The organism is Salmonirosea aquatica, from assembly GCF_009296315.1.
In the GTDB taxonomy this organism is placed as follows: domain Bacteria; phylum Bacteroidota; class Bacteroidia; order Cytophagales; family Spirosomataceae; genus Salmonirosea; species Salmonirosea aquatica.
This window is the reverse complement of record NZ_WHLY01000002.1, coordinates 4,403,704-4,430,099: the sequence shown is the minus strand read 5'-3', so window position 1 is coordinate 4,430,099 and position 26,396 is coordinate 4,403,704. Positions and strand designations below refer to the sequence as shown.

The window sequence follows — 26,396 nt, the reverse complement described above, 5'->3', positions numbered from 1 at the left end:
TCATAAGCAACCCGGTACAAATTGAATTAATTTTCTTTTATGTTACGAACTCACACCTGTGGCGAACTCCGTTTAGATCATGTCAGTCAAGAAGTTACCCTCTGTGGATGGGTGCAGCGCACGCGCGACAAAGGCGGCATGCTTTGGATTGATCTAAGAGACCGCTACGGAATTACCCAGCTTTTGTTCGAGGAAGGCAAGGCCAGTGCCGAACTGCTGGAAACGGCCCGTACGCTGGGCCGCGAGTTTGTGATCGGGGCCAAAGGGGAGGTGATCGAGCGGTATTCCAAGAATGACAAGCTACCTACTGGGGCCATCGAGGTGCGGGTACATGAATTAGTAGTACTGAATCCGGCCAAGCTTCCGCCTTTCCTGATCGAAGACGAAACCGACGGTGGCGAGGACCTACGCATGAAGTACCGTTACCTGGATCTGCGCCGTACGCCTATTCGTCAGAATCTGATGCTACGCCATCAGGTAGCCCGCCACACCCGTGGCTATCTGGACAAGCTGGACTTCATCGAGGTAGAAACTCCCGTTCTGATCAAATCCACGCCCGAAGGCGCCCGCGATTTTGTAGTACCCAGCCGCATGAATCCCGGTGAATTCTACGCCCTACCCCAATCTCCCCAAACCTTCAAGCAACTGCTGATGGTATCAGGCTTTGACCGCTATTATCAGATTGTAAAGTGTTTCCGGGACGAGGACCTTCGGGCCGACCGCCAGCCCGAGTTTACTCAGATCGACTGCGAAATGGCTTTCGTAACCCAGGAAGACGTATTGAATACTTTTGAGGGGCTCATCCGGCATTTGTTCAAAAATGTCAAGAACATCGACCTACCTGAGGTACCCCGCATGACTTACGCTCAAGCCATGCAGCGCTACGGATCGGACAAACCCGACATCCGGTTCGGGCTGGAATTTGTGGAATTGAAAGGATTAGATACTGACCTGACCTCCGGCCAGGATTTTCCTGTTTTCGATGCGGCCGAACTGGTGGTGGGCATTTGCGCCCCAGGCTGTTCTTCGTACACCCGCAAACAAATGGACGAACTCACCGAATGGATGAAACGTCCGCAGATCGGGGCCAAAGGGTTGATTTACGTGCGCTATAATGAAGACGGAACCCTGAAATCTTCGGTAGACAAATTTTACGATGAAGGTACCTTGCGCCAGTGGGCCGAAGCTTTTGACGCCAAGCCTGGCGACTTACTTCTGCTGGTTTCGGGTGGAGCCGATACCGCCCGCAAGCAACTCAACGAACTACGTCTGGAAATGGGTACCCGCCTCGGCCTACGCCAAACCGACGACTATCGCGTGCTATGGGTCGTAGATTTCCCGCTGCTGGAGTACGGAGAAGACGAAGCTACCGGTCAGCAACGCTGGTATGCCATGCACCATCCTTTTACCAGTCCCAAGCCCGAAGATATTCCGCTGCTCGGTACGGAGCCGGGGAAGGTACGGGCCAATGCATACGATATGGTTATCAATGGCGTGGAAGTCGGCGGTGGCTCGGTACGGATTTTCCAGAAAGAACTTCAGCAGAAAATGTTCGAAATTTTAGGATTCACTCCCCAAGAAGCCCAGGCGCAGTTTGGCTTTCTGCTTAATGCTTTCGAATTTGGCGCTCCTCCGCATGCTGGAATCGCCTTCGGCTTCGACCGCCTGTGCTCGCTGTTTGGCGGGGCCGACTCAATCCGTGATTTTATCGCTTTTCCAAAAAATAACTCGGGCCGGGATGTCATGATCGACTCTCCTTCTTCAATTTCCCACCAGCAACTGAAAGAACTCACCATACAGGTGGCTGCCCATTGATCCGCTCGCAACTGTCACCCATTTTTTTAAAGACTTCGAATGAAATTCTCTCTAATGTTCGTTAGTAGAAAATTGGACAGGCAGCCGGATGGGCCAATCCCCAATCTGTTCCCGAAAAACAGCAAATCCTCACCCATGCGTCATATCTTCACTTGTATAGCTATTTTCCTTACGCTGGCACTAGCAGGTACCTCCGCACAGGCACAGGTACCTAATCCTTCCCAGATGTCCAATGCCCAATTATTGCGGTACTACCAGCAAGCCAAGGCCAGCGGCATGACTGACATGGAGATCGAGCAGGCTGCTATGGCGCGAGGGTTCACCGTAGACGACATCGCCAAACTGCGTCAGCGACTGGAAGGTGCCCAAACTCAAACCGGCAACCGGGTCGGGGGCCGCGATACGCTGGGCGTCACCCGTGACCGCATCCAGTCCCGTCCTACCCAGAGTTCGAATCAAAATCAGGGACAAAGCCGGTACCGGAACGACAACCTGGATCCAAATGACCCTATGTATCAGGATCAGTACGGAGACCTAAACCAGGATCGCTACGATAATAATAACCTGAACCGACGCCGGGAAAACAATCAACCACAACTTTCGGAAACCCAGAAGCGCATTTTTGGCGCACCTATTTTCCAGAACGCCTATCTGGATTTTGCGCCCAATCTCCGCCTGGCTACTCCTAAAAATTATATTTTAGGCCCTGATGACGAACTTATCGTGGATATTTATGGTAACTCCGTGGATAATTTTCGTTTGAAGGTAAGTCCCGAAGGTACCGTTAAAATGTTGAACCTTGCTCCGGTTTACGTAAGCGGGCTTTCCATTGAGGCTGCTTCAGAGCGGATCGTAAGCCGTCTGCGACAGGCATTCTCTTCGCTGAACCGTCCTGGCAGCGGTACCTACGCCAATATTACTTTGGGTAACATACGTACCATCAACGTACTGGTAACCGGTGACGTAGCGCGTCCCGGCTCCTACTCCGTTTCCTCCCTGGCTACAGCTTTCAACGCGCTTTATGCTTCGGGCGGACCTACTGAAAACGGTTCGTTCCGGAAGATCGAAGTAATCCGAAATAACAATGTAGTTGCCAAAATTGACCTCTACGAGTTTATTGTAGATGCCAATATGAAAAATGATATCGGCCTTCAGGATCAGGATATCATTATGGTATATCCCTATCAGGCCCGGGTAGAACTAGTCGGGGAGGTGAAGCGTGAGGGTATATTTGAAGCCAGCACCAGCGACACCTTTGCCGATCTGATCCGATATGCCGGGGGTACACCAGCAAGGCCTATACCGCCACCATCCGCTACGAACGAAATACGGGTAAAGAACTTAAAATTGGCCTTATTAGCGCCGATCAGGTTAAGGATTTCATACCCAAAGATGGTGACCTGTACGAAATAGGGGAAATTCTGAATCGCTACGAGAACAGCGTTTCCATTGAAGGATCGGTCTATCGGCCAGGTTTCTACGCCATTGAGGAAGGAAGCAAGACGGTTAAAGAACTTATCAAAAAGGCAGAAGGCCTGAAGGAAGACGCCTTCATAAACCGAGCCATCATTAATCGTAACAATGAGTTTCTTGAAGCTGAGGTTCTGTCTTTTGATCTGGGAAAACTTGTGCGCGGCGAGATAGAGGACATACCCTTACGTCGCGGAGATAAACTGGTAATAAAGTCGGTGACCGAACTTAAAGCAAAGGAAACCGTATCTATCCAGGGAGCTGTCAATCAGAGTAACATCTTTCCCTACGCACAGGGCATGACCGTTTCTGACCTGATTTATCTGGCTGGCGGATACTCCGAAGGCGCTACCCCCTACCGCATTGAAGTGGCCCGGCGCGTCAAGAATGACAGCATGCTAACCTCTGCTTCGCAGACTACCCAAATCCTGACCTTCGATGTGGATCGTGATCTGCAAATCCGGCCCGAAACCAGGAGATTTGAACTTATGCCCTTCGATATTGTCTTTGTGCGAAAAGCCCCGAGCTACGAAGAGCAGAAAACCATTGTACTCGACGGCGAAGTGATGTACCCCGGCCGGTACGCCATCCTGAACAATGCCGAACGTATTTCCGACATCATCCAACGTGCCGGGGGCTTGAAACCCAGTGCCTACCTAGCCGGAGCGCGACTCACGCGACAAATTTCCAGTATCCAACAGCAGGATAGCGAGTTACTCGAAGACTTGGGTACCAATCCCTTGGTGGGCCGAGTCAAATCAGCAACGGCAACGGTCACAGTAAAGCAGGATTCCGTAAAAGCAGTTATCCCCCCTACCCGCCAGCTGGTTGGGCTCGATATGGTATCGATTTTGAACAATCCAGCTCAGCCCGCCAACATCCTTGTGCAGGACGGCGATTCCATTCTGATTCCCCGCCAGGTCGAAACGGTACGCATCATCGGCGAAGTGCTCAACCCCTCCTTGGTCAATTATGATCCGGCCTTCAGCTTCAACGAATATATTTCACAGGCTGGGGGTTACACCGATAACGCGCGTAAGAACAAGGTGTTTGTCTCTTATGCCAACGGGCGCGTGAATCGCAGCAAACGGATTCTCTTTTTTAATGATCGTCCATCGATCAAGCCCGGTACCACCATCAACGTACCTCCACGCTTGGCTAAAGCCGGCCGAGAAACGAGTCCGTCCGAACGGATTGCTATAATATCTCTAATTTCCACACTCATCTTTACTGCCATTCGTCTATTCTGATTACGTTATGAACGAATCTGCTCCTAATCCCGAGAGCGGGATTGTCGAAATAAGCCTCAGCGATATTTCTGCCTTTTTCAAGCGCAATTGGCTTATCCTTCTCTTGGCTGGATTGCTGTTTGGCGGCATTGGCTATGGGATTTCATATTTAGTCCCTGAGGAATTTGAAGCCACCGCCAAAATTCTCCCCGAATACGGGGCGGGTGGCGGCGCGGGAGGATTGAGCGACCTGGCCAGTTTGGCGGGCATCTCCCTGGGTAAAACCATGTCGGATGCATTGCGGCCCGATCTTTACCCGAGCATTCTCAGTAGCAAACCGTTCCTTTTGAAAGTACTATCCACCCCATTTCCTTTGCAGAACGGAAAAAAGGTACTGTTGGTTACCTACCTCGATGAAGAAGCCAAACCCTTTACCCCGCAACAGTTGGCACAGGGTGACACGCTGATTACAATGTCTAAGGAACAGGAGCGAGCCATGAAAGATCTTGCCGATCGCATTTCAGCCGTCGCGGACAAAATGAACGGTATCCTGTCGCTTCGGGTCGAAATGCCCGACCCCAAGTTAGCCGCCGCCTGCGCCACGTTTAGCTTGTCCTACCTCACCGAATTTGTGACCGAGTACCGGGGGGGTAAGAAATTTGAGAAAGTAGCTTTTCTGCGTCAGCAGATGGCCGAGGCGAAAAACAAATACCAGCGGTCGGAAATGGCCCTCAACGCCTACCGCGACCGCAACCGTAATACCTATAGCAATGTGGCCCGGGTGGGTGAACAACGCTTACAAACTGAATTCATGCAGGCGCAAACACTTTACGGTCAGCTGACCCAACAACTTGAGGCGGCCCGCCTTCAGGCCATGGAAGATGCCCCTGTAATAAAAGTCTTGGAACCACCCATGGTTTCCAATTGGCGCAGTAGTCCCAAACGCCGTAACTATGCTTTGGGCTTTGCCATTCTCGGCGGATTGGCTGCCATCATCTTTTTGCTGGTGCGTCAGAAAAAATAATGCGTTAGATTTTAATCTATTTACCTCAAGCAGTCATATTCTCTGTAGTAGCTTCATAGGGTACCGTTTGATAATATTCATTTTTGTATTTTGAAACCATTGCTTATCTTAGAGAAGTTTTTTGCCAGCATCCGTTCATATCATACCACCGATCTTCTATGAAAACGAAATTTACCTTAACGCTGGGCCTACTTTCATGTGCCCTCACCGGCATGGCCCAAAACCAGATCACTACTCCTACCGGACAACCGCTGGTCATTGGCAACCAGGGCGTAAAACTTTCCAATCTCAACAGTGGCTCGGCTACGCAACCCACTAATGGCAAGGTATTGAGCGTGGATGCCAATGGTTTGATTTTTTTAGCTCCCGATGCGGGTGGAACACCCAGCCAATTTACTAATAATGGCGCCAATATCTACTTTAATACAGGTAATGTAGGCCTGGGAACAGACACCCCCCTGCAACGGTTGGATGTCAATGGCAGTATAAATATTCCCACGGGAAATACCTTGCGGGTTAATAACATGACCTTTTTAAGTGCTAATGGTACTGATAACGCTTTTCTGGGATTTCGTGCAGGTGAAGCAAACACCACAGGAACCAGCAACCTTTTTATTGGCAGTTCCTCTGGTCTTAGTAACAGTTCGGGAAACCATAATACATTCCTAGGAGAGGCTTCAGGTTATCTTACTTCTTCTGGGAGTGATAACACTTTTCTTGGACGTGGGTCTGGTTACGACAATACCGTAGGTGACTATAATGTCTATGTAGGGCGCGCCACAGGCCTTGGAGTTACAAATGGCTATGCTAATACATTCATCGGAGATTTTTCTTCAAGTAATGTCTCCAATGTAAGCTACTCTACTGCCATTGGTGAAGGGGCAAGAGTCAATTGTAATAATTGTTTGGTATTGGGACGGGCCGGGGTTAAAACTGGCATAAACGTTTCATCTCCAACTGCTTTATTACATGTAAATGCAGCGTCAAGTGCTACAGCAGGCATACGCTTCGAGAATCTGCCTACATCTACGGGCACAACCTATCCCTTGGTTGTGGATGGCAGTGGAAACTTGATGCGAAGTTCGAGCGCAAGCGCTCGGGAAGCCTCTGAAAGTCTCGATCGCCACTGGACGCTAACTGCCGACGATCACCTCATCAACAATAATGCAGGCGGCATCATGATTGGTACGGGTTTGAGTAGTACACCAGCGGGCTATAAATTGTATGTGTCGGATGGCATCCTGGCTGAGCGTGTAAAAGTAGCTGTGAAAAGCACCGCTGACTGGCGCGACAATGTATTGCAGGATGACTACCAACTTCGTTCGGTCGAGGATGTAGCATCCTTTATCAAGGAAAATAAGCACTTGCCTGGGGTGCCTTCTGCTCAGGAAATGGTTGAAAATGGCAATGATCTGCAAAAAACGGATGCTGTACTGTTAGAAAAAGTAGAAGAAATGATGCTGTACATCATTGAGCTGAAAAAGGAAAACACTACTCTCAAAACCCAAATTCAACGAATTGAGCAAAAACTGAACGAGCAAAAATAGAAACAGAAAGTCAGGTGTTTAAAGCCCGGCAAGTTTCGGAAAATGCGAAATAAGTGCGAGGCAGGTGATTACCATTCGGTAATCACCTGCCTCGCACTTTTCATTAACTACTTTGGGCTGTGGGAATACTTGGAAAATAGCCCGATATTTGCGCCCCTAAAATACGCTTATCAAAGCATTTTACTAATTGAATGGATAACCTAGATTTAACAGAAAAGAGTATTCTGATCACAGGAGGAACGGGATCGCTGGGAAAAGCCCTGACCCAAACAATTTTTCAGCGGTGGCCGGGCGTTAAGCGGCTGGTAATTTATTCCCGGGACGAGCAGAAGCAGTTTCAGATGGCGCAAGAGTACCCTGAGGATCTATACCCACCGATTCGCTTCTTTATCGGCGATGTCCGGGATTATGAGCGGCTTAAGCGTGCCTTTCAGGACATCGATTTTGTGATCCACACTGCCGCTATGAAACACGTCCACATTGCGGAGTATAATCCTGATGAATGTGTTAAAACCAATGTAGGCGGAGCCGAGAACGTCATTAAAGCCGCGCTGGAAATGGGAGTCCGTAACGTAGTAGCTCTTTCTACTGATAAAGCATGCGCCCCCATTAACCTGTATGGTGCTACCAAACTTACTTCAGATAAATTATTCGTCGCGGCGAACAACATTCGGGGTAAACGACAAATCCGCTTTTCAGTCGTACGTTACGGCAACGTGATGGGTTCCAATGGATCTGTCATTCCTTTTTTTATCAAAAAGAAAAAGGAAGGGGTACTTCCCATCACGGTTAAAAGCATGACCCGCTTTAATATTTCTCTACAGGCCGGGGTAGATATGGTACTTTACGCGCTTGCCAACGCCTGGGGGGGTGAGATTTTCGTGCCTAAGATTCCCTCGTATCGAATCATGGACGTGGCCCAGGCCATCGGCCCTGACTGTGAGCATCGCGTGATTGGCATCCGCCCCGGTGAGAAAATTCACGAAGAAATGATTACCTCCTCCGATTCGTTCTTCACCTACGATTTGGGCCAGTATTATGCCATTATCCCGCAGTCTCCGGTTTGGAAAGCCGAAGTCTTTATTCAGGAGACGGGAGCGGTACCCGTAGCGGAAGGTTTTGCCTACAATTCAGGGAACAACACAGAATGGGAAACCGTAGAAAGCCTGCGCGAGATGATCAAGAAACATGTAGATCCTGATTTTGAAGTTTAATATGCATTCCATTCCCTACGGGCGACAGCATATCACCGAACAGGACATAGCCGCCGTAGTCGAAGCACTCCATGCCGACTACCTAACGCAAGGTCCCAGAATTGCCGAGTTTGAGGCTAAGTTTGCCACCTACGTAGGCACGCAGTATGCCATAGCTGTTTCCAATGGCACGGCCGCCCTCCATCTCTGCACGTTGGCACTGGAGGTAGCTCCGGGCCATAAGGTTATTACTACGCCCATTACTTTCGCGGCCAGTGCCAACTGCGTCCGGTACTGCGGAGGTGAGGTGGTTTTCGCCGATATTGATCCTGACACCTATTTATTGGACATCGACTCCGTCCGGCAATTGCTACAGACCTCCCCCAAGGGTACGTATCAAGGTATCATTCCCGTTGATTTTGCGGGCCGGGCCGTCGATCTGGAAACTTTCCGACAACTAGCCGATGAATATGGACTTTGGCTTATCGAAGATGCGTGTCACGCTCCCGGCGGCTACTTTGAAGATGGCCAGGGAGTTAGACAATACTGTGGAAACGGGCGCTTTGCCGACTTGGCTATCTTTTCATTCCATCCGGTCAAACATATTGCCTGTGGTGAAGGGGGCATGATCACGACCAACGATGAGCAACTTTACCACAAACTGCTCAGATTACGCACTCACGGAATTAGCCGTGAGGTCGGTAGCTTTCAAAATTCACCTGCATTCGCGGCGGCTGCACCACATGCTGAAATATACCCCGGCTGGTATATGGAGATGCAAAACCTGGGCTTCAATTATCGCCTGACGGATTTCCAGGCCGCTTTGGGTACCTCTCAGTTAACGCGCGCGGATGAGGGGCTAGTCAAAAGACGCCGTATCGCGACAAAGTACGCAGAAGCTTTTTCGGGCAAACCGTTCATCAAGGGGCAGTCGGGCATAGTGGAGGGTCATGCATATCATTTGTACGTTATAGAAGTAGAAAACCGGATTGGCCTGTATGATTTCCTGCGTGAACACGGAATTTTTGCCCAGGTTCATTATATTCCCTGTCATTTAATGCCCTATTACCGTCAATTTGGTTGGAAAGAAGGCGATTTTCCCTATGCCGAGCTCTACTACCAGAAGTGTTTGAGCTTACCGATGTACCCTACCCTCTCCGAGCAAGAGCAAGAATTTGTAATTCAGATAATCCTAGACTACTACGATCGTATCAATTCCAGAAACATACATATTCCGATTTTATAACAAATAGCCAATACTTGTAAAAAAATATAAGTCAGAGAAGCCATGGGAGTGGAGAAGCTTATACTCGGAACCGTTCAAATGGGCTTGGAGTATGGAATAAATAACAAAAGTGGGCAGATCCGGCGAGAGGACGCGTTTGAAATACTTCACGTCGCCCATGCTTCAGGCATCGATACACTGGATACCGCCGAAGTATATGGTAATGCTCATCAGTTGATTGGCGTATTTCATCGCCAAAATCCGAATGTTGTTTTCAAGATAAACACCAAGCTACCTGCCAACAGTACGAGCAGCCAATACGAAGAAAGAATTAGCCGGTACCTGGATGAGTTGGGGGTGCATCAGATCGAAACTCTGATGTTTCATTCGTACGCTGGTTTTGAGACCCATGCCGCTTTGCTACCCGTTCTTGAAAAATCAAAAAGTAAAGGGCTCTTCAAGTACCTGGGAGTTTCTCTATACGAAAATAGCGAACTGGCGGAAATCATCCGTGAAAGTTCGGTGGATGTCATCCAACTTCCTTTTAATGTACTGGATAATCTCAACCAGAAAGCAGGCCTGTTGGAAGTAGCACGCAGTACCCATAAAATCATCCATACGCGTACAGCTTTCTTGCAAGGGTTATTTTTTGCTGGCCGAACCGAAGGCGTAGCGCAGGAATTAAGCGCTGAACTCGAAACAATCGAATTCTTGGCCAGCCAATATGGAATCTCTGTCGAATCGTTGGCACTGGGGTACTGCCTGTACCAACCTACAATCGACAGAGTACTTCTGGGAGTTGATTCTGTCAAACAATTGGAAAGGAATATCCAAGCCTCCAGATATTCGCTGCCAGAAGCAGCCGTCCATCAAATAAATACCATCAAAGTAAAAAAAACCAATCTTTTGAATCCAGCTAAATGGCCGAAAAAACACTCCTGATCACCCAGGCTCGCATGGCCAGCACCCGCTTGCCCGGCAAAATTCTGATGGAAATTCAGGGACAGCCCCTTTTGAAAATCCACTTGGATCGTTTAAAGCACTGCCAAAACGTCTCTAAGCTTATCGTCGCCACTACGGATACTCCCGAAGACGACCGAACGGCAGCACTAGTAGAATCCTGGGGGGGCGCCATATACCGAGGTTCGGAACACGACGTACTCGGTCGGTTCTACCAGGCCGCTCTCCCCCATCGTCCCGACTGGATCGTCCGGGTTACAGCCGACTGCCCCCTGATTGATCCGGCTTTAGTTGATGAAATTATCAACTTTACCCAAACAAATCAGGTGGATTATGGATCGAATGTCTTACTGGAACGATTTCCGGACGGCCAGGATATAGAAGTATTTACCTTCGATGCCCTTGAAAAATCCTACTTGACCGCCACTAAAAAATCAGAGCGGGAACACGTAACCCTCTATATACGGAATAACATTTCCCCTATCGCTGAAAATTACTTTCGGGCCGTTAACTTTACTTCAGAAAATGATTATTCCAAAATCAGGATGACCGTGGACGAAGCAGCAGATTTTGCGCTAGTAAAGCATTTGATTGAAGAATTGGGTACCGACAAAAGCTGGCTGGAGTATACCGAATACCTGATGAATAGCGAATTAAGTCAAATCAACGCAGGCATTATCCGAAATGAAGGTTTGTTAAAATCCTTAAAGGAAGATCAACCGTGAGAACAGGACAAGAATTGTACAAAAAGGCGAAAACCCTGATACCCGGCGGCACGATGCTGCTCTCCAAGCGGCCCGAAATGTTCCTCCCGGACAATTGGCCCGCCTATTATTCCCGCTCCAAAGGATGCACGGTCTGGGATCTGGACGGTAATGAGTACCTGGATCTTTCTATTATGGGTATTGGAACCAACGTGCTGGGATATGCGCACGACGAGGTAGACGCAGCCGTTATGGACACCGTCCGCAAAGGCAATATGACTACGCTCAACTGCCCTGAGGAGGTGTACCTGGCCGAACGGTTGGTTGAGATCAATCCCTGGGCCGACATGGTACGGTTTGCCCGTAGCGGTGGCGAAGCTAATGCTATCGCCATCCGAATCGCCCGGGCCGCATCCGGCAAGGATAAGGTAGCTATCTGTGGTTACCACGGCTGGCATGACTGGTACCTGTCAGCTAATCTTAGCACAAACGAGAGCCTTTCCGGCCATTTGCTACCGGGATTGAACCCCGAAGGGGTACCTAAAAATCTGGTGAACACCGTGTTTCCTTTCAATTACAATAATTTTGAAGAATTGGAAACTCTAGTTCGGGAACAAGACATTGGCGTGATCAAGATGGAAGTTTCCCGAAATAAAGGACCGGAAAATAATTTCCTGCAAAAAGTGCGAGAACTGGCTACCCGGAAAAATATTGTATTGATTTTTGACGAATGTACCTCCGGCTTCCGGCAGACCTTCGGCGGCTTACATACCCTCTATGGCGTGGAACCTGACATGGCGATGTACGGCAAAACCCTTGGTAATGGCTACGCCATCACTGCGGTGGTAGGCAAACGGGCGATTATGGAAATGGCCCAGAAAACGTTCATCAGCAGCACATTCTGGACCGAGCGAATCGGCCCAACCGCTGCCTTGAAAACACTGGAAGTCATGGAGCGGGAAAAATCATGGGAGTACATCACCGCAACAGGCCGAAAGATAGCTGCCGAATGGCAGGCGATGGCTATCCGGCATGGGCTGACGTTGACAACGGCGGGCCTACCCGCACTCATCTCGTTTAGTTTTTCCTCAGACAACGCCTTGAAGTATAAAACGCTGATTACCCAGGAAATGCTCAAAAAGAGTTACCTTGCCAGTAACAGCGTGTACGTGAGCATGGCCCATACGGAACCCATATTAAAGCAATACTTTGAAGAGCTCGAACCCGTTTTTCAGGTCATAGCTGAGTGCGAAAAGGGGAAGCAAGACATTGGTAATTTGCTAGAAGGTCCTGTTTGTCATGCGGGCTTCAAGAGATTGAATTGATAGCTGAAATGAGTTTGTGAGATTTGCTACCTGTTCTGAGTGCTTTATGAAATTGCAGAAAGATATATTTTTAAATACAGAGGGGGATCAGTGGTATTTGAGAAATAAGGAGCATTACAGTCTTTCCAAGCAGGAGGAAAGTCTTTTGATCAAATCCTTAAAAACCATTGAAGCAGCTCCGGCTCAGGTGCTGGAGATCGGATGTTCCAATGGAACAAGGCTTAATGACTTGCAGCATTCCTTTGGTTCTGAATGCCACGGAGTAGATCCTTCCTCGGTGGCTATTGAGGAGGGGAATACCCACTTTCCTGCCCTCAGGCTACAAGTAGGTACCGCCGATTCACTGCCTTTTCAAGACAACCAATTTGATCTTGTTATCTTCGGCTTTTGCCTCTATCTCTGCGATAGAAGGGACCTGTTCAAAATAGCCGCCGAAGCGGACCGTTGTCTCATGGACGGCGGCCTCTTGGCCATTACTGACTTTCAGCCCCCTTTTGCGTACAGAAATGGCTATTCCCACCGAGAGGGCATGTTCAGTTATAAAATGAATTACGCAAAAATGTTTAGTTGGAATCCCGCCTACAACGAGATTTATACCGTTGTTACGAGCCATGCCGGTTTTTCTAAAAGGGACGTACCGGATGAGAAAGTTGCGGTAACCCTTTTGAGCAAAAACGAAAGTTTTGCCTATCCCACTGAACCTTACAAATAAGGGCTGAAGCATTGTTCTATCTGAGATAAAATTTAACCGACTATGGTCTATTTTAGAGCGGATGGTAATTCCAATATTGGATTAGGGCATATCACTCGCTCCTTGGCCTTAGCCGACATACTGGCAGAATATTTTTCCTGCGTTTTTTTGGTTCAAGATCCGGCTCCCGAGCTAGCTGCCCAAATCCAGGAGAGCCACTTTCTGGTCAGGCTGCCTCAAACAGACGCATATTTAGCAGAAGCCCAGCAACTAGCCAACCGTTATTTGTCCCAAGGAAAACTGGTAGTGCTTGATGGCTATGAGTTTCGCACCGAATACCAGGAAATCATTAAATCCACGGGCGCAGGATTGGTGTGCATTGATGATCTGCATGCCTGGCATTTCCTGGCCGATGCTGTGATAAACCATGCGGGTGACACTCATAGTGAAGAATACTCTGCTGAGCCTAATACCCGGCTTTATTTGGGCCCAAAGTATGCCATCCTTAGGCAACCATTCCTTCGCGCAGCACGACAGGCTAGATTTCTCCCCGAACCCAGGCATATATTCATTTGCTTTGGGGGAGCCGATTCTTTTAATCTAACCACCCAGGCCACACGAGCTGCACAGCTTTTTACCTGGGTGGAAACCATTCACATTGTCACGGGCTCTGCCTATGCGCATGGTAATCAACTCGCTTCATTAGCCAATTTAGATAATAGGCTACGTCTACATCATAATCTGAACGCGCAGGAAATGGCAGATCTCATGGAATCCTGCGAAATTGCGATCGGTCCAGCCAGCGGAATAGCGTACGAAATTTGCTCAGTAGGGATGTGGCTCATTACCGGATATTACGTGGATAATCAAAAACACCTGTATAGATACCTAACAAAAAATAGTCTTGGTCTTGCTGCCGGCAATTTCCCGACAGGTAGAATAGAAGAACTACTATCAATAATTAAAGAATCGGTTACCAAACCCATTTTTCGCCAAAAGGAACACTTTGATGGAAAATCGGCAGCTCGCCTGTTGGGCATATTTATCAGTCTCGCGATGAGGATGGATTTGGCTGGCAAAGAGGATATGCCTCTGTACTACACCTGGGCCAATGACCCGGAAACCCGACGGAATTCGATTCAGTCTGACATTATCAGTTGGGAGGATCACCAGAAATGGTTCAAGACGCGCATCGATAACCCTGCCTTTGTGTTCTATATTTTCCGAATGGGTTCAACTGCGGTTGGGCAGGTACGATTTAAGATTACTTATGCTGATGCCACAATAAGCTACTCGCTTGACCATCGTTTTCGGGGAATGGGTCTTGGATATGAAATCCTTTCACAATCCATCCGTGCCTTGTCATGGCTACATCCACAGAAAAAAATAATCGGGGTGGTAAAAAATGATAATTTTGCATCACTAACCGTTTTCCAGAAACTGGGTTTCACCATGCGGAAGGCTGGTTCGGTTACGTATTTTGAAAAATCATAATATAATGAGTTTACAGATCAATATCAACGGCAGGCTACTCGGAAAGGATACCAAACCCTTTGTGATCGCCGAGATGTCGGGTAATCACAATCAATCGCTGGATCGGGCGCTGGAAATTGTGCAAGCCGCGGCCCGAAGTGGCGCACATGCCCTTAAATTGCAAACATACACGGCTGATACCATGACCGTGCAGGGAGCGCTGACGATTTCCGACCCTAACTCGTTGTGGTATGGCCGGGAACTCTACGATTTGTACAAAGAGGCCTATACTCCCTGGGAATGGCATAAACCGATTTTCGAACTAGCCACGAAACTAGGGCTTGTTTGCTTTTCCAGTCCATTCGACGAAACGGCCGTCGACTTTCTGGAAGAACTAAACGTTCCTTTCTACAAAATCGCGTCTTTCGAGAACACGCATCATCCATTATTGAAAAAAGTAGCCCGCACAGGCAAGCCCGTCATCATGTCTACGGGCGTGTCGTCCATAGCCGACATCGTAGAATCCGTTCAAGTCCTACGTGAAAATGGCTGCAAGGAACTCGTGCTGTTAAAATGTACGAGTTCCTACCCTTCCACACCCGAAAATACCAATTTGTACACCATTCCTGTTTTACAGGAAATTTTTCCAGATTGCCTCATTGGCTTGTCCGACCACACCATGGGAGTGGGTGCCGCCGTAGCCGCTGTAGCACTGGGCGCACGGGTAGTAGAAAAACACTTTACACTCAGCCGCGCTGAAGGTGGGGTGGACAGTGCGTTTTCGCTGGAACCTTCGGAACTCAAAATGCTAGTGGAAGAAACGGAACGCGCATTTCTTTCCTTAGGAGGAGTACAGTTAAATGTGCAGGAGGCTGAGAAGAAAAGTCTTCTATTTAAACGTTCGATTTATGTAGTAGAAAATATCGAAGAAGGCGAGGTATTTACCGAGAAGAATATCCGGGTAATTAGGCCTGGAGATGGAATGCATCCTAAGTATTATGAAGGCCTTGTAGGGACTCACACAAAAGAAGCGTACAAAAAAGGAACTCCACTTAAACTATAAATGCAAGGTATTCCTACTATCAGAAATTTATGTGATAATTTAACCCTTTGTAGATGACTAAGCCGCTGTATAGCAGAATTGCTAGTTTTCCTTTAGTAGTAATTTTCACTAAAGGAGTAATGGGCATACTATTTCTTTTGGATAGATTGTATAGTCACTTTAAGTTTAGAGCACTTGTGAAAAATGCAAGTCATACTGCTATATGCCATTGGACTACGGATATCAAATACGGTGAAAACCTAACAGTGGGTAACCGTAGTGGAATAAATATGTACTGTAGTATTGGTGCTCACAGTCCGATAACTATTGGTGACGATGTTAGAATTTCTAGGGGAGCTATCCTAGAAACTGCTGGGCTGGATTTTAGTATCTCTGCACCATATAAACATATTTCTAAACCAATCATTATTGAGGATGGTGTATGGATAGCGTCAAATGTGATAATTTTGGGCGGAGTTACGATAGGTAAAGGTTCAATTATTGGTGCGGGAACAGTTGTTTCAAAAACTGTCCCACCAATGTCAATTATTGTAGGATCACCCAATAGAATTTTGGCAAAAAAAACAAATGATTAACAAAATTCAGGAAACTCTATTTTCAAAAAAAGATATTTTAATAACATTATTCACACGTTATTCCCTCTATAGTATTGCTATTATTGAAAGTTTTCTATTGCCAAGACTCATAGATACTGATAGTTTTAGTAAATTTGAATATTACAAGAACTTTATTTTTATATTCCCTAATTTTTTACTTGGTTCTTACAGTGGTTATATCTATTTAAAATATGTAAAGAATGTAGATTATTATAAACAATTATTTCAAATAGGATCAATTATTAGTCTTTTACTAGCTTGTCTTGGTACTATTGTCTTTCAAAATTTTTATTTATTTATCCCATTTCTAGTATTTAATATTTACACATTGGCGGAGCAAAAGCTCAAAATTGAACGTAAATTTATTCCTATTTTTGTCTTTAAGCCGATCTTGTCTATTCTCTCTGTTTCAATTGCTGTATTTGCTTACCTCTACTACCCAAATTCCTATAATTACAATTGGAGTCTTCTAGGGGTATTTGGAATTGGATTCCTTTTATGGGTAAGCATATTGAGATTTAAAAGTGCCTTGTTTCCCTTACAGTTTAGTTTGTCTAAAATAATGATGCTAAGGTACATTTTAATGGTGAGAGTTATAGTAACAGGAGTATTAGCATCCTTTCTTTATAGTCTTTTGATTTTTTTTGAACGATTCTATATTAAAGAATACTATGCTGATTATCTACCCACCTACTCAATGGCATTCAATTTAACTCAAATTATTGCCGTCCTAATATCTGCCATTAGTTATGTTTCGAGTGTAGAGTTAGGAGAGAAAATAGCTACAATAAATAAAGATAAACTGATAAATAATTTTAAAAATGCTTTTTATCTATTTGTATTATTTTTTATAATATTTATGGTATTTGTTTATTCTATAAATCCTTATTATAAACAATTTGAATATTTAAATACAATAACTTTTATATTATCATACTCAAAGGGTTTTTTTTTCTTAGTAGGCACTATAAGTCACTTAGCAGTATATAATAATTTTAATACAAAAATGTTTTTATTCTTATTAAGAATATCTATTATAAATGTTATTTTAATTTATATTTTAATCTTTTTTAATTCTACTGTATTTGTATTACTTATACTTGATAGTATCTTTATTATAATATATTCTTTGTATATATTAAATATAGTTTTCAATAAAGTTCATTATACAAATTTTGTTAAATAATTAGCAATAATAAATAACTAATATATTATAATTTTAATTATTAGTTGAATTAGTTAAATACAATGAATTCAATTGAATATCTTTTGAAAAAAGATAATACAAAAAAAAAGGTTCTCCAGTATGTGCGAGAACCTGTACTGACAGGCCAGCTTTTCAGAGAATATGGTGATATAATAGCAAAAAAATATCTTAAAATAGAAAAATATGATAGAATTTCAGAGATTGATAAAAATGTTACTTATTACATAGATGTAAAAAAATATACTTTTTACGACTTAACAAGTGCAGATTTTGATATTTTCGAAGAAATAATCGACTTAGATGATGTAATACGTAATGAGCGAATATTTCGGTACGACCTGTCGTATTATGATGCTCTGCAATTAGTATATGGTTGCACAAAATTTTTTTTAGAGTTTTTCAAAAAAAATAATTATGATATTCTGTTAACTCATATAGTGGATGAATATGTAGTAGATATTCTAGTTCGTGTAGCCAGATACTATAATGTTGAAATAATTAGTTATTGTGCTAACTCATTTGATAAAAACTATATAAGCATTACCGAAAGAGGAGAATATGTTAAAGTTCGACAGCCAGATGAAGATGAAATAGATCTTTTTTACTCATCTCTTAACGAAAAATCTTCGAAGCCGTATGTATTATCAAAAAAAACAGTATATAAAAATATTATTAGGAAATACTTTTTATATAAAACCAAATATTTGATTCATTACCAACTATTATACAAAATAATTGGTAGGAAGAGTTATCGGTATATGATGACTATGTCTGACACCTACCCTCGAAATTTAAAAGATATTTTTCTTGCTTCAAAATACATGTATAGATCAATTGATTTAATTCCTGAGAAGTTGGAAACATCAAAAACTGTATATATACCCCTCCACTATCACCCAGAAGCAACTACTGATTATTGGATTTCTGATCCCAAATACCTAACTTATTATCCATCTCTGATAAAAACGATTAAATTCTATTCTGAGCGGGGATTCCAAGTGATCGTAAAGGAGCATACTGCTTCCTATATGCAGCGAGATATCAGTCTTTACAAGGCCATTGCCTCTATACCCCACGTTTATCTAATTAATCCATTTATTACCACTTACGAAGTTTTTGAATATGTTGACTTCGTAGTGGTTTGGACAGGAACTACAGGAGTGGAAGCAATTATGCAAAACAAAAAAGTAATTTTAGCTGCGGGAGAAACTTATTATAGCTTCGGCAAATTAGCACATGTAGGTGAAGAAAACTTATCTTCATCCCTCTCTGATTTTGAAAAAAAATCACTTGCAGAATCAATTCTCTCTTCTTTTTTACCAATTAAGTGATAATTTTTTATATAATAGTTTCGCTATGCTCAAAATAATTGGCAAATATTCATCATTTGTAATGTTGATTAATTCTCTAAATAGTAATGCAATAGCATATTATAGTGGAATTAATGATTTACCGATTTATATTTTTACAATTACTTTGACTTTTCTTATCCTCACTTCTTTAAAATTAGGCATTCGTTTTCCTTTAAATAATAAGCTTTATATTATAATTTTTATAATAATATTTCTTTCACTAATTTTGACACCACTTTGGACAAGTTATAAAAATATAATCATTTGTATTGGTCCACTCGCTTCCTTTTTCACTTTATTGTATTTAGATCGCAAAGACCTTAAATCAATTACTTGGATATTTTTAACTTTGAATTTACCAATTGCAATATATGAATATTTTTCCTTTAGCTATTTGTACGATTTTACTGGAAATATATATGGAAACGAAGTTAAAATTGTAGCATATGAAGATTTGATGAGATCCAAAGGGCTATTTGCATCTTGTTTAGGCCTTGGATACTTTGCAATGTTTTCAAGTTTTATTTTTAATAATGATATAAAAATAATTTCAGTATCATTAATTTTATGTTTGTTAGGTGGCTCTCGCCAACCGTTAGTAATGGTATCTTTTGTATTGTTGGTATATCTAATGACGCATTTTACAAGTAAAAATTTAATATTGACAACTTTAATTGGTTTCATAATTATTGCTTTGTCTATTATGTTTTTACAACAACAATCAATTGAAAGAATTTTGATGACAGCTGATTTTAAAAATGATTCAAGTAATGAATTTAGGATAATTTTTTGGTTATTCGGGATAAACACTTATCTTTTTGAATATAGTTTTCTTCAACAGGCACTAGGCAATATGGGTTATTTTCAAGAAAAAATAGGTTACAATGCTGAAAGTGCTTGGCTAACTCTATTATTAGATACTGGTTTTATCATAACTTTTTTTTACGTAATATTATTTGCATATTTGGCAATAAAGCTATTTATTATTAAACAATACAAAAAAATTGCCTTATTAGGTTTGATATTTATCTCAATGGGTACTGTACCTTTGATCTTTAATTTAAATCAAAACATGTATTTCTGGATTTTCATATTATTTATAATTGATAATAATAATCTACAAAATATCGTCAATAGCAATTTTGAGATTTGCCCTAAAAATTCAGTTAGCAAAACTGACAATGTTAGTTTAATGCTTTCGTAAATAAATGATAATATAAATGATAATATAAATGATAATGAAATTAAATTCAAAAATCTTATTATTTTATTTACAAAGACTTATTAAATCATACAGTACCCGTGAGGTCCTGAGTAAAGCAGAAGCTAGGTTTATAGGAAAAGTAGATATCAAAGGAAAATCAATACTTTTTAACGGAGATGAAAAGGAATATACCAATAAATTCTTAGAGGATGGATATGTTGAATTTTTTCCAAGTATTGATAAAAAAATTATTGATCAAATAATAAATGAAACAACCCATCTTTCACTATTTGATCCCTATGAAAAAAGTTACGGAGAATTTACACTTATTGATCTTAAGCCTAACACCCATGTAGCTAATTTTCATCGCCTTGATTTGGTGAAGAATAAAAAGATTCTTGAAATTGCCAATGATCCAGGTATTTTAAGAATAGTTCAGGAATTTCTTGGTGCAACGCCTACTATCAGTAATGTAAACATGTGGTGGTCTATTGCAGGCAAGAGTAAGGCTGAACATGCCCAACTATTTCACCGGGACGTAGATGATTTGAAATTTTGTAAGCTTTTCGTATACCTTACCGATGTTGGTCCCAACGATGGGCCTCATACTTATGTAAAAGGCTCCTCCTCTACAAACAAACTCACTAAAATTAGACGCTACCAAGACCAAGAGGTGGTCGATGCCTTCGGTAGCGAGAATGTGATCGATTTCTGTAGACCCAAGGGCAGTTTCTTTTTAGTAGATACCTACGGTTTCCATAAAGGTACCTTGCCCGTTGACAATAATAGGCTCCTCCTTCAAATCCAGTACTCGCTAAATCCCATTGGTATAGAGAACTATACGCCCGTGGATATGTTAAAGGAAAATAACTATAACAAATATATAAATAGGCTGATAATCAATTAAATAGCCGGCTTTGGTTTTTGACATTTCTTCCAGAGCAGTTTTATATGCAAGTAGTCTTAATTTCAAAATACTTTGTCCCTGATCGATCTGTCGATGCTGTTTCTGTCAGTCATTTGATTTCGGCCCTCATCGCGCGTGATCCACATATTGAGATTCATATTGTCACCACCAATCACAATTATAAAAACGAGCCAGAAAAAGTAAAGGCAGCCACTTCTCTGGAAACACTGTTCAAAGTTCATAGAGTCAACTCTTTGTATGGAGGCAATAACAAGTATCTTTTGTTAATAGGGGCAGTAACTGATGGACTTAGGCTTGTGTTGAAGGCAAGAAGACTTCAAATTCCCAATGTTATATCGCTCACAAATCCACCTCTCATCACTTTTTGGTGCGCCATGTTACTTCGGCGCAGGAATTGGCTTTACTGGACCTTTGATCTCTACCCGGACGCGTTAAAAGCCAGCCACATTTTGTCGGGGAAAAGCCTTTTTTACAGATTGATTGAATCGTTTGTGTATAACGCTCCCCCTTCGACACTTATTAGCCTAGGTAAGAAACAGTACGCTTACCTGACTGATAAATATGAAAAGGAGGTGCCTTGGATTTGCCTGCCTTGTGGTATTCTACCGGAGAATTCCCAAACAAATAAAGAACCTCCTGACTGGTTTGTTCAAGGCAAGTACTATGTAGGTTACCTGGGCAACATTGGAAAAGCACATTCAAAGGACTTCATTATCGAATTTGTAAAAAATTTTCCTGCCCTTGAAGGCTATACTCTAGTTCTGGCGGTTTATGGGGAGCATCGCCTTGAAATCGAAAATTTTGTCAAAAAATCTAATTTTGATAATGTAGTTCTGGTTGGAAAAGTAGAGAGACAACACTTGCATTTGATCGATATTCACCTGGTTTCACTTTTAGAGGAATGGACTCACATTTCGGTTCCTTCCAAAGCGGTCAGCGCTGTATGTGTCGGCTCCGCCCTCATTTTTTATGGCAGTCGGCATTCAGATACCTGGGATATGTTTAAAGAATGCAGCTTTTTTGTCGATCGAACCACGGATTTAGCCTCGCTTTTGTCTAGCATATTACCCCGGGAGGTGGAAGAAAAAAAAAGTAAAGCTAGAAAGATTGCAATGCATTTGATTCATCAGCAAGAATCTGCTTACGACCAGATACTAGCAAGTTTGAAAATGTGACAATTTTCAAAAAAGGACTTATAATAGGTGTGGTAAAATAAAAATATACTAGATTCAGCACTTGTTATTGATTCAATAGAAAAACCTGATGAAAAGAAACTCCTGCCTTTTTTCAAAAAAGCACAGAGCGGCTAACAAGGGACAGGTGTTTTATCTGCTTTCATTTTTTTTTGTCGCTCTACCCTTATTTCAATCATCTGCACAAACTATCCCGGAATTTGAAACCTCCTCTGAGATAGGCGGCTTCGTATCAAGCAGCGACCGCGTCCCTTTCTGGCTACGGGCCAATCAGGGGGGCCGTGTGCCGTTGGCTGCTTCCGCTGGTACGATCCGGTTGGGATTCCATTACCAATCACCGCGCACTTTTGCCGACACCTCCCACAAAAAAGCGCGTTTAAACTGGGAATTTGGCGCGGAAGGGGTAGCCAACGTAGGAACCAAAAGCAAACTCCTACTGCCCGAATTTTACGCTAAACTTCGGTGGAAGCGGTGGGAACTGATGGCCGGACGGGAGCAGCAGATCCTGGGAATTGTGGATACGACCCTTTCGTCAGGGTCGTACTCCTGGTCGGGCAACGCGCTGCCCATACCGATGGTCAAGCTCAGCCTGGCCGAGTACGTACCACTGGGTTTCCTGGGCAATTTCGTTTCGATCAAGGGTTCCTATGTTCATGGCTGGTTCAATGAGCCTTACATCAAACATGCCTACATTCACCAGAAGACGCTCTACGGGCGCTTTGGTAAACCCGAAGGCAAAGTACATGTACAATTGGGCATGGTGCATCATGTACAATGGGGTGGCGAGGCGGAATATCTTAAAGATGGACAACTATCAGTTGATGGAAAACTGACTACGAATCTGAAAGATTACATTCTGGGGGTTGTACTGGCACAAATCCCTAGTGACAAAACCAATGATCGCTTTACGAATTTCGATGGCGTCAACCGTATCGGTAATCATGTGGGCCATTACGATTTTGCGGTCGATTGGAATATAAAAAATCTGAATTTCCTTGCTTACCGACAGCACCCCTTTGAGGATGCGTCGGGTCTACAATTTCAGAATCTACCCGATGGTTTGTATGGATTAAGTTTGCGACGGAATGTGGCTTCGACGTCGTTTTTTATTTGGAAAGGAATTGCGCTTGAATACCTTTATACGCGAAACCAGACCATCGTGAAGCCGGGGAGTCGTTTCCAGGGAGGGGATGACTACTTCAACCATGCTCAGTATATCGAAGGCTGGTCGTACCAGGAAAAAAGCCTGGGTACCCCTTTCTTTCCAACTCGGCTCGAAGTAAAAGAGAGCTTTCCCACCAACAAATATTTTTTTCCGTCCAACAAAATCGTACTGTACCATGTTGGCATAGAAGGTTTGCTGGCCCAAACAATTCGAGTGCAGGCTAAATTTTCCCAAAGCTACCATTACGGCTCCGTTAGTCTTTCTTTACCCCTCCCACACGTTGCTCAGTTTTCATCCCTCCTGGCCTTCGATGCGCCTTTGCTTCTTTGGGGTAACACACGGTTGAAAGTACAACTAGCTTATGACACCGGTGGTGTATTGGCCGAATCACTGGGTGGGTATGTAGGGATAAAAAGTAATTTACAGAAGAAGTAGATGGCCTGTCTACTTCCATTCTAATGAACCGGTCACTTAATTTTTTTTGCGCTATGAACGATATTCCCTAGATTTACAGAACTTAGCTGTATATATCCTGTTACTTGTCGGTATGAATAAGACTTTTTCCTACCACGTCGCGTCTACCAAATCCTACGCTCACCGTTTGAAAAGCAAAACCGCTACTTCAGACGAGGTGCTAATCATAACTAGTTATGATTACTTTCTGGAAAAAAAAGGATTGGCGCTGCTGATTAATCGATATAAAGAGATCGTGCTGGTACCCCGGAGCGTGGATGATGATTATCTTCTTAATAAGACCATCCGACCCTTACTAGAGCAATATTCCAAAATTCACCTCGTCACTAATCCCCAGTACGACTCACGCTACCATGTGATTTACGAATTGGTAGTACGGAATAATAAGTCAATCCGAATTACTACAGTGTATGACTTCTGTGAAAAAATTCTTAAGAAAGTCTACGTTCCCGATGGCTTGGATGAGGAAAACCCTTTTTTACCCTCCCAGTTGTATTTTAATCAAAAGGTGAGGTTTACCAAAGAGTGCATCGATACCGTTATTTCCTTTCTGCTGCTGTTTTTTAGCTTACCCCTTTGGGCGATTAGTGCCCTCCGGATCCGTCAGGAATCACCTGGGCCGGTTTTTTACCAGCAAGAGAGATTGGGACTACATAAGTCCGTATTTGCATGCATAAAATTCAGATCTATGGTACCCGATGCCGAAGCCAATGGAGCTATGTTTTCCAAAAAGAAAGACAACCGGGTGTTTAAGTACGGTGCGCTGATGCGTCTGACCCGTATCGACGAATTACCTCAATTGCTGAATATATTTCGGGGCGAAATATCCTTAATTGGTCCACGTCCCGAGCGTCCCGTTTTTACCGAAACCTTCGAGGAAGAAATTCCTTACTACAATTTGCGCCATGGAGTTAAACCTGGCATCACGGGCTACGCTCAGGTTATGTATCCCTACGGAGCAGGTGTGTACGACGCCCGGCACAAGCTCATGTATGATCTCTACTATATAAAAAACTGGAGCCTGCGGCTGGAAATGAAAATAATCATTCATACCGCAATTGTCGTGTTTACCCGCAAAGGCCGTTGATCGCCTGGATCGGATTCTCTTAACTCCCTTTGTTTGAATGCGAAATTATCTTGCGGGCTTTTTTATTCTCCTTTCCATATCCTTTACCCAGGCACAAGATTCCACTTTTTCCTATCATGCGGCAGTGCAGGGTGCTGTTACCACCAGTCAAACACCCTTTTGGCTCCACGCCAATCAGTTTAGCAAGGTACCCGTTCAGGGACCCTATGTAGCCGGACAGCTTGGATTTTATCGAAACTATTCCCGCGCAAAATCTCCAAAGAAAATATTCGATTGGTCGGCGGGCGCTGAGTTAGGGGCCTACATAGGTCCAGTACCTGATTTGTTTCTGACCGATGCCTTTGTGGCGGGCAAGCTGGGTGCGTTTGAACTGAGTATTGGCCAAAGGAAAGAGACCTTTGGTTTAATGGACACCACGCTTACCTCGGGGTCACTATCGTTTTCAGGCAACAGTCGGCCCTATCCCCGCATTCAGCTTGCTTTTCCCCAATTTATTTCACTAGGTTTCATAAAGCATTTCGTGGCTTTCAAAGGATCTTATTCGGACGGATTTCTGGGTACAGCCCGGGTACAATATGGTAATGTGAATGAGATTCCCCACGTATACATGCACCATAAAGCTTTGTACATTCGGCTGGGCAAACCAGCGCACCGGCTACATTTATATGGTGGATTCAACCATCAGGCCATGTGGGGCGGCGAGGATAAAATATTTACGGGTGGACTAAAACCTCTTTTGGCCTATAAATATGTGGTGATTGGAAAGAGTTGGGCCGCCAGCCGGGTGGGAAATCACTTCGGTACTATTGACATGGGTGCCGAGTGGACAGGCAAAAAATGGTCGTACTTTGGCTACCGACAGAATATTTATGAAGATGGCTCGTTAGCAGGTCTAACTAATATTGCCGATGGCCTGAACGGATTTCGCATGAAGCGCAATGGTGCAGTTAGCCGATCTGACCTCCAAATTAAAATTCTTACCATCGAGATTCTGAATACCAAAAGTCAGGGAGGCAGTGTATTTGACTATGACAACCATATTTTTGGCCGGGACAATTACTACAATCACTATGTTTATACTCAGGGGTGGTCCTACCGAGGTCGTATTATGGGGACTCCCTTAGTTCCCACTCAAGACATCCAAAAATTGGATCTTTTAAAAGATACAACGGCTCTCACGATGAATAATCGGCTGTTGGCCTTTCATGCGGGCGTGCTAGGGCAGGTTCAGAATATTAACATTCAGGCAAAAGGTACATTTAGTCGTAACTTAGGCACGTACAACTACCCACTCGAGCCAGCTCGAAATCAATTTTCTTTCATATTACAGGCTGAGAAGCCAGTAAGCTTTGCCAATGGCAGTTTCTTAAGCCTTCGGTTAGCCACCGATCTAGGAACCTTATATCCCACTAATTTTGGGGTAGAGGTAGGGTGGCAAAAGCGGGGTTTCTTATAAGACTTTTCCCACTAG

Annotated in this window: 22 protein-coding genes; all 22 read left to right on the top strand. The window is 43.8% G+C overall.

Going from position 1 to position 26,396, the window contains the following annotated elements; genetic code table 11:
- The first annotated feature begins 39 nt into the window (after positions 1-39).
- The 22 genes from aspS to GBK04_RS19155 all read left to right on the top strand — a co-directional run bounded on the left by aspS (position 40) and on the right by GBK04_RS19155 (position 26,381).
- A complete protein-coding gene (gene aspS / locus GBK04_RS19255; RefSeq protein ID WP_152762470.1) occupies positions 40-1,815 on the top strand; it encodes an aspartate--tRNA ligase in 1,776 nt (591 codons plus the stop codon).
- A 135-nt stretch (positions 1,816-1,950) separates the two neighbouring features.
- On the top strand, positions 1,951-3,228 hold the full coding sequence (locus GBK04_RS19250; RefSeq protein WP_373331136.1) for a polysaccharide biosynthesis/export family protein: 1,278 nt from the start codon (positions 1,951-1,953) through the stop codon (positions 3,226-3,228).
- A complete protein-coding gene (locus GBK04_RS19245) occupies positions 3,126-4,535 on the top strand; it encodes an SLBB domain-containing protein (RefSeq protein WP_373331471.1) in 1,410 nt (469 codons plus the stop codon). Before GBK04_RS19250 ends, GBK04_RS19245 begins: the two co-directional genes overlap by 103 nt.
- A 7-nt stretch (positions 4,536-4,542) precedes the next feature.
- Positions 4,543-5,538: a Wzz/FepE/Etk N-terminal domain-containing protein gene (locus GBK04_RS19240; protein ID WP_152762464.1), complete on the top strand. Its 996-nt coding sequence runs from the start codon at positions 4,543-4,545 to the stop codon at positions 5,536-5,538.
- Between the two features lie 158 nt (positions 5,539-5,696).
- Entirely contained in the window at positions 5,697-7,085 is a 1,389-nt protein-coding gene (locus GBK04_RS19235) for a TMF family protein (protein ID WP_152762462.1), read from the top strand.
- A gap of 191 nt (positions 7,086-7,276) precedes the next feature.
- Complete coding sequence (gene pseB / locus GBK04_RS19230) at positions 7,277-8,299, top strand: UDP-N-acetylglucosamine 4,6-dehydratase (inverting) (RefSeq protein ID WP_152762460.1); 1,023 nt, start codon at positions 7,277-7,279, stop codon at positions 8,297-8,299.
- A gap of 1 nt (position 8,300) precedes the next feature.
- The gene (gene pseC, locus GBK04_RS19225) at positions 8,301-9,524 is read left to right on the top strand and encodes a UDP-4-amino-4,6-dideoxy-N-acetyl-beta-L-altrosamine transaminase (protein WP_152762458.1); all 1,224 of its coding nucleotides are present in this window, start codon (positions 8,301-8,303) and stop codon (positions 9,522-9,524) included.
- Positions 9,525-9,566: 42 nt separating this feature from the next.
- Entirely contained in the window at positions 9,567-10,445 is an 879-nt protein-coding gene (locus tag GBK04_RS19220; protein ID WP_152762456.1) for an aldo/keto reductase, read from the top strand.
- Positions 10,424-11,188, top strand: coding sequence for a cytidylyltransferase domain-containing protein (locus GBK04_RS30815; RefSeq protein WP_373331135.1), 765 nt, complete (start codon positions 10,424-10,426; stop codon positions 11,186-11,188). Before GBK04_RS19220 ends, GBK04_RS30815 begins: the two co-directional genes overlap by 22 nt.
- On the top strand, positions 11,185-12,492 hold the full coding sequence (locus GBK04_RS30810) for an aminotransferase class III-fold pyridoxal phosphate-dependent enzyme (RefSeq protein WP_373331134.1): 1,308 nt from the start codon (positions 11,185-11,187) through the stop codon (positions 12,490-12,492). Before GBK04_RS30815 ends, GBK04_RS30810 begins: the two co-directional genes overlap by 4 nt.
- 46 nt (positions 12,493-12,538) lie before the next feature.
- Positions 12,539-13,204 carry a class I SAM-dependent methyltransferase gene (locus GBK04_RS19210; RefSeq protein ID WP_152762454.1) on the top strand — a complete coding sequence of 222 codons (666 nt, stop codon included), beginning with the start codon at positions 12,539-12,541 and terminating at the stop codon, positions 13,202-13,204.
- Positions 13,205-13,246: 42 nt separating this feature from the next.
- The gene (gene pseG, locus GBK04_RS19205) at positions 13,247-14,677 is read left to right on the top strand and encodes a UDP-2,4-diacetamido-2,4,6-trideoxy-beta-L-altropyranose hydrolase (protein ID WP_152762452.1); all 1,431 of its coding nucleotides are present in this window, start codon (positions 13,247-13,249) and stop codon (positions 14,675-14,677) included.
- Positions 14,678-14,681: 4 nt separating this feature from the next.
- Positions 14,682-15,719 (top strand): pseudaminic acid synthase, encoded by a 1,038-nt coding sequence (gene pseI, locus GBK04_RS19200; protein ID WP_152762450.1) that lies wholly within the window; start codon positions 14,682-14,684, stop codon positions 15,717-15,719.
- A 53-nt stretch (positions 15,720-15,772) separates the two neighbouring features.
- Positions 15,773-16,294, top strand: a complete 522-nt coding sequence (locus GBK04_RS19195; protein ID WP_152762448.1) for an acyltransferase — start codon at positions 15,773-15,775, stop codon at positions 16,292-16,294.
- Positions 16,287-17,501: a hypothetical protein gene (locus tag GBK04_RS19190; RefSeq protein WP_152762446.1), complete on the top strand. Its 1,215-nt coding sequence runs from the start codon at positions 16,287-16,289 to the stop codon at positions 17,499-17,501. Before GBK04_RS19195 ends, GBK04_RS19190 begins: the two co-directional genes overlap by 8 nt.
- A gap of 83 nt (positions 17,502-17,584) precedes the next feature.
- A complete protein-coding gene (locus GBK04_RS19185; protein WP_373331133.1) occupies positions 17,585-18,853 on the top strand; it encodes a hypothetical protein in 1,269 nt (422 codons plus the stop codon).
- A complete protein-coding gene (locus GBK04_RS19180) occupies positions 18,798-20,078 on the top strand; it encodes a hypothetical protein (RefSeq protein ID WP_152762442.1) in 1,281 nt (426 codons plus the stop codon). Before GBK04_RS19185 ends, GBK04_RS19180 begins: the two co-directional genes overlap by 56 nt.
- Before the next feature lie 34 nt (positions 20,079-20,112).
- Positions 20,113-20,985: a phytanoyl-CoA dioxygenase family protein gene (locus tag GBK04_RS19175; RefSeq protein WP_152762440.1), complete on the top strand. Its 873-nt coding sequence runs from the start codon at positions 20,113-20,115 to the stop codon at positions 20,983-20,985.
- Positions 20,986-21,029: 44 nt separating this feature from the next.
- On the top strand, positions 21,030-22,181 hold the full coding sequence (locus GBK04_RS19170; RefSeq protein ID WP_152762438.1) for a glycosyltransferase family protein: 1,152 nt from the start codon (positions 21,030-21,032) through the stop codon (positions 22,179-22,181).
- Positions 22,182-22,269: 88 nt separating this feature from the next.
- Positions 22,270-23,799, top strand: coding sequence for a capsule assembly Wzi family protein (locus tag GBK04_RS19165; protein ID WP_152762436.1), 1,530 nt, complete (start codon positions 22,270-22,272; stop codon positions 23,797-23,799).
- 112 nt (positions 23,800-23,911) lie between these two features.
- Positions 23,912-24,925 carry a sugar transferase gene (locus tag GBK04_RS19160; RefSeq protein WP_152762434.1) on the top strand — a complete coding sequence of 338 codons (1,014 nt, stop codon included), beginning with the start codon at positions 23,912-23,914 and terminating at the stop codon, positions 24,923-24,925.
- 37 nt (positions 24,926-24,962) lie between these two features.
- Positions 24,963-26,381 carry a capsule assembly Wzi family protein gene (locus tag GBK04_RS19155; protein WP_152762432.1) on the top strand — a complete coding sequence of 473 codons (1,419 nt, stop codon included), beginning with the start codon at positions 24,963-24,965 and terminating at the stop codon, positions 26,379-26,381.
- The last annotated feature ends 15 nt before the right edge of the window (positions 26,382-26,396 follow it).

What these genes read in the sequence shown, in the direction of transcription:
- aspS (WP_152762470.1), top strand. Translation starts at nt 40, where the DNA reads ATGTTACGAACTCACACCTGTGGCGAACTCCGTTTAGATCATGTCAGT.
- GBK04_RS19250 (WP_373331136.1), top strand. Translation starts at nt 1,951, where the DNA reads ATGCGTCATATCTTCACTTGTATAGCTATTTTCCTTACGCTGGCACTA.
- GBK04_RS19240 (WP_152762464.1), top strand. Translation starts at nt 4,543, where the DNA reads ATGAACGAATCTGCTCCTAATCCCGAGAGCGGGATTGTCGAAATAAGC.
- GBK04_RS19235 (WP_152762462.1), top strand. Translation starts at nt 5,697, where the DNA reads ATGAAAACGAAATTTACCTTAACGCTGGGCCTACTTTCATGTGCCCTC.
- pseB (WP_152762460.1), top strand. Translation starts at nt 7,277, where the DNA reads ATGGATAACCTAGATTTAACAGAAAAGAGTATTCTGATCACAGGAGGA.
- pseC (WP_152762458.1), top strand. Translation starts at nt 8,301, where the DNA reads ATGCATTCCATTCCCTACGGGCGACAGCATATCACCGAACAGGACATA.
- GBK04_RS19220 (WP_152762456.1), top strand. Translation starts at nt 9,567, where the DNA reads ATGGGAGTGGAGAAGCTTATACTCGGAACCGTTCAAATGGGCTTGGAG.
- GBK04_RS30815 (WP_373331135.1), top strand. Translation starts at nt 10,424, where the DNA reads ATGGCCGAAAAAACACTCCTGATCACCCAGGCTCGCATGGCCAGCACC.
- GBK04_RS19210 (WP_152762454.1), top strand. Translation starts at nt 12,539, where the DNA reads ATGAAATTGCAGAAAGATATATTTTTAAATACAGAGGGGGATCAGTGG.
- pseG (WP_152762452.1), top strand. Translation starts at nt 13,247, where the DNA reads ATGGTCTATTTTAGAGCGGATGGTAATTCCAATATTGGATTAGGGCAT.
- pseI (WP_152762450.1), top strand. Translation starts at nt 14,682, where the DNA reads ATGAGTTTACAGATCAATATCAACGGCAGGCTACTCGGAAAGGATACC.
- GBK04_RS19195 (WP_152762448.1), top strand. Translation starts at nt 15,773, where the DNA reads ATGACTAAGCCGCTGTATAGCAGAATTGCTAGTTTTCCTTTAGTAGTA.
- GBK04_RS19190 (WP_152762446.1), top strand. Translation starts at nt 16,287, where the DNA reads ATGATTAACAAAATTCAGGAAACTCTATTTTCAAAAAAAGATATTTTA.
- GBK04_RS19175 (WP_152762440.1), top strand. Translation starts at nt 20,113, where the DNA reads ATGAAATTAAATTCAAAAATCTTATTATTTTATTTACAAAGACTTATT.
- GBK04_RS19170 (WP_152762438.1), top strand. Translation starts at nt 21,030, where the DNA reads ATGCAAGTAGTCTTAATTTCAAAATACTTTGTCCCTGATCGATCTGTC.
- GBK04_RS19165 (WP_152762436.1), top strand. Translation starts at nt 22,270, where the DNA reads ATGAAAAGAAACTCCTGCCTTTTTTCAAAAAAGCACAGAGCGGCTAAC.
- GBK04_RS19160 (WP_152762434.1), top strand. Translation starts at nt 23,912, where the DNA reads ATGAATAAGACTTTTTCCTACCACGTCGCGTCTACCAAATCCTACGCT.
- GBK04_RS19155 (WP_152762432.1), top strand. Translation starts at nt 24,963, where the DNA reads ATGCGAAATTATCTTGCGGGCTTTTTTATTCTCCTTTCCATATCCTTT.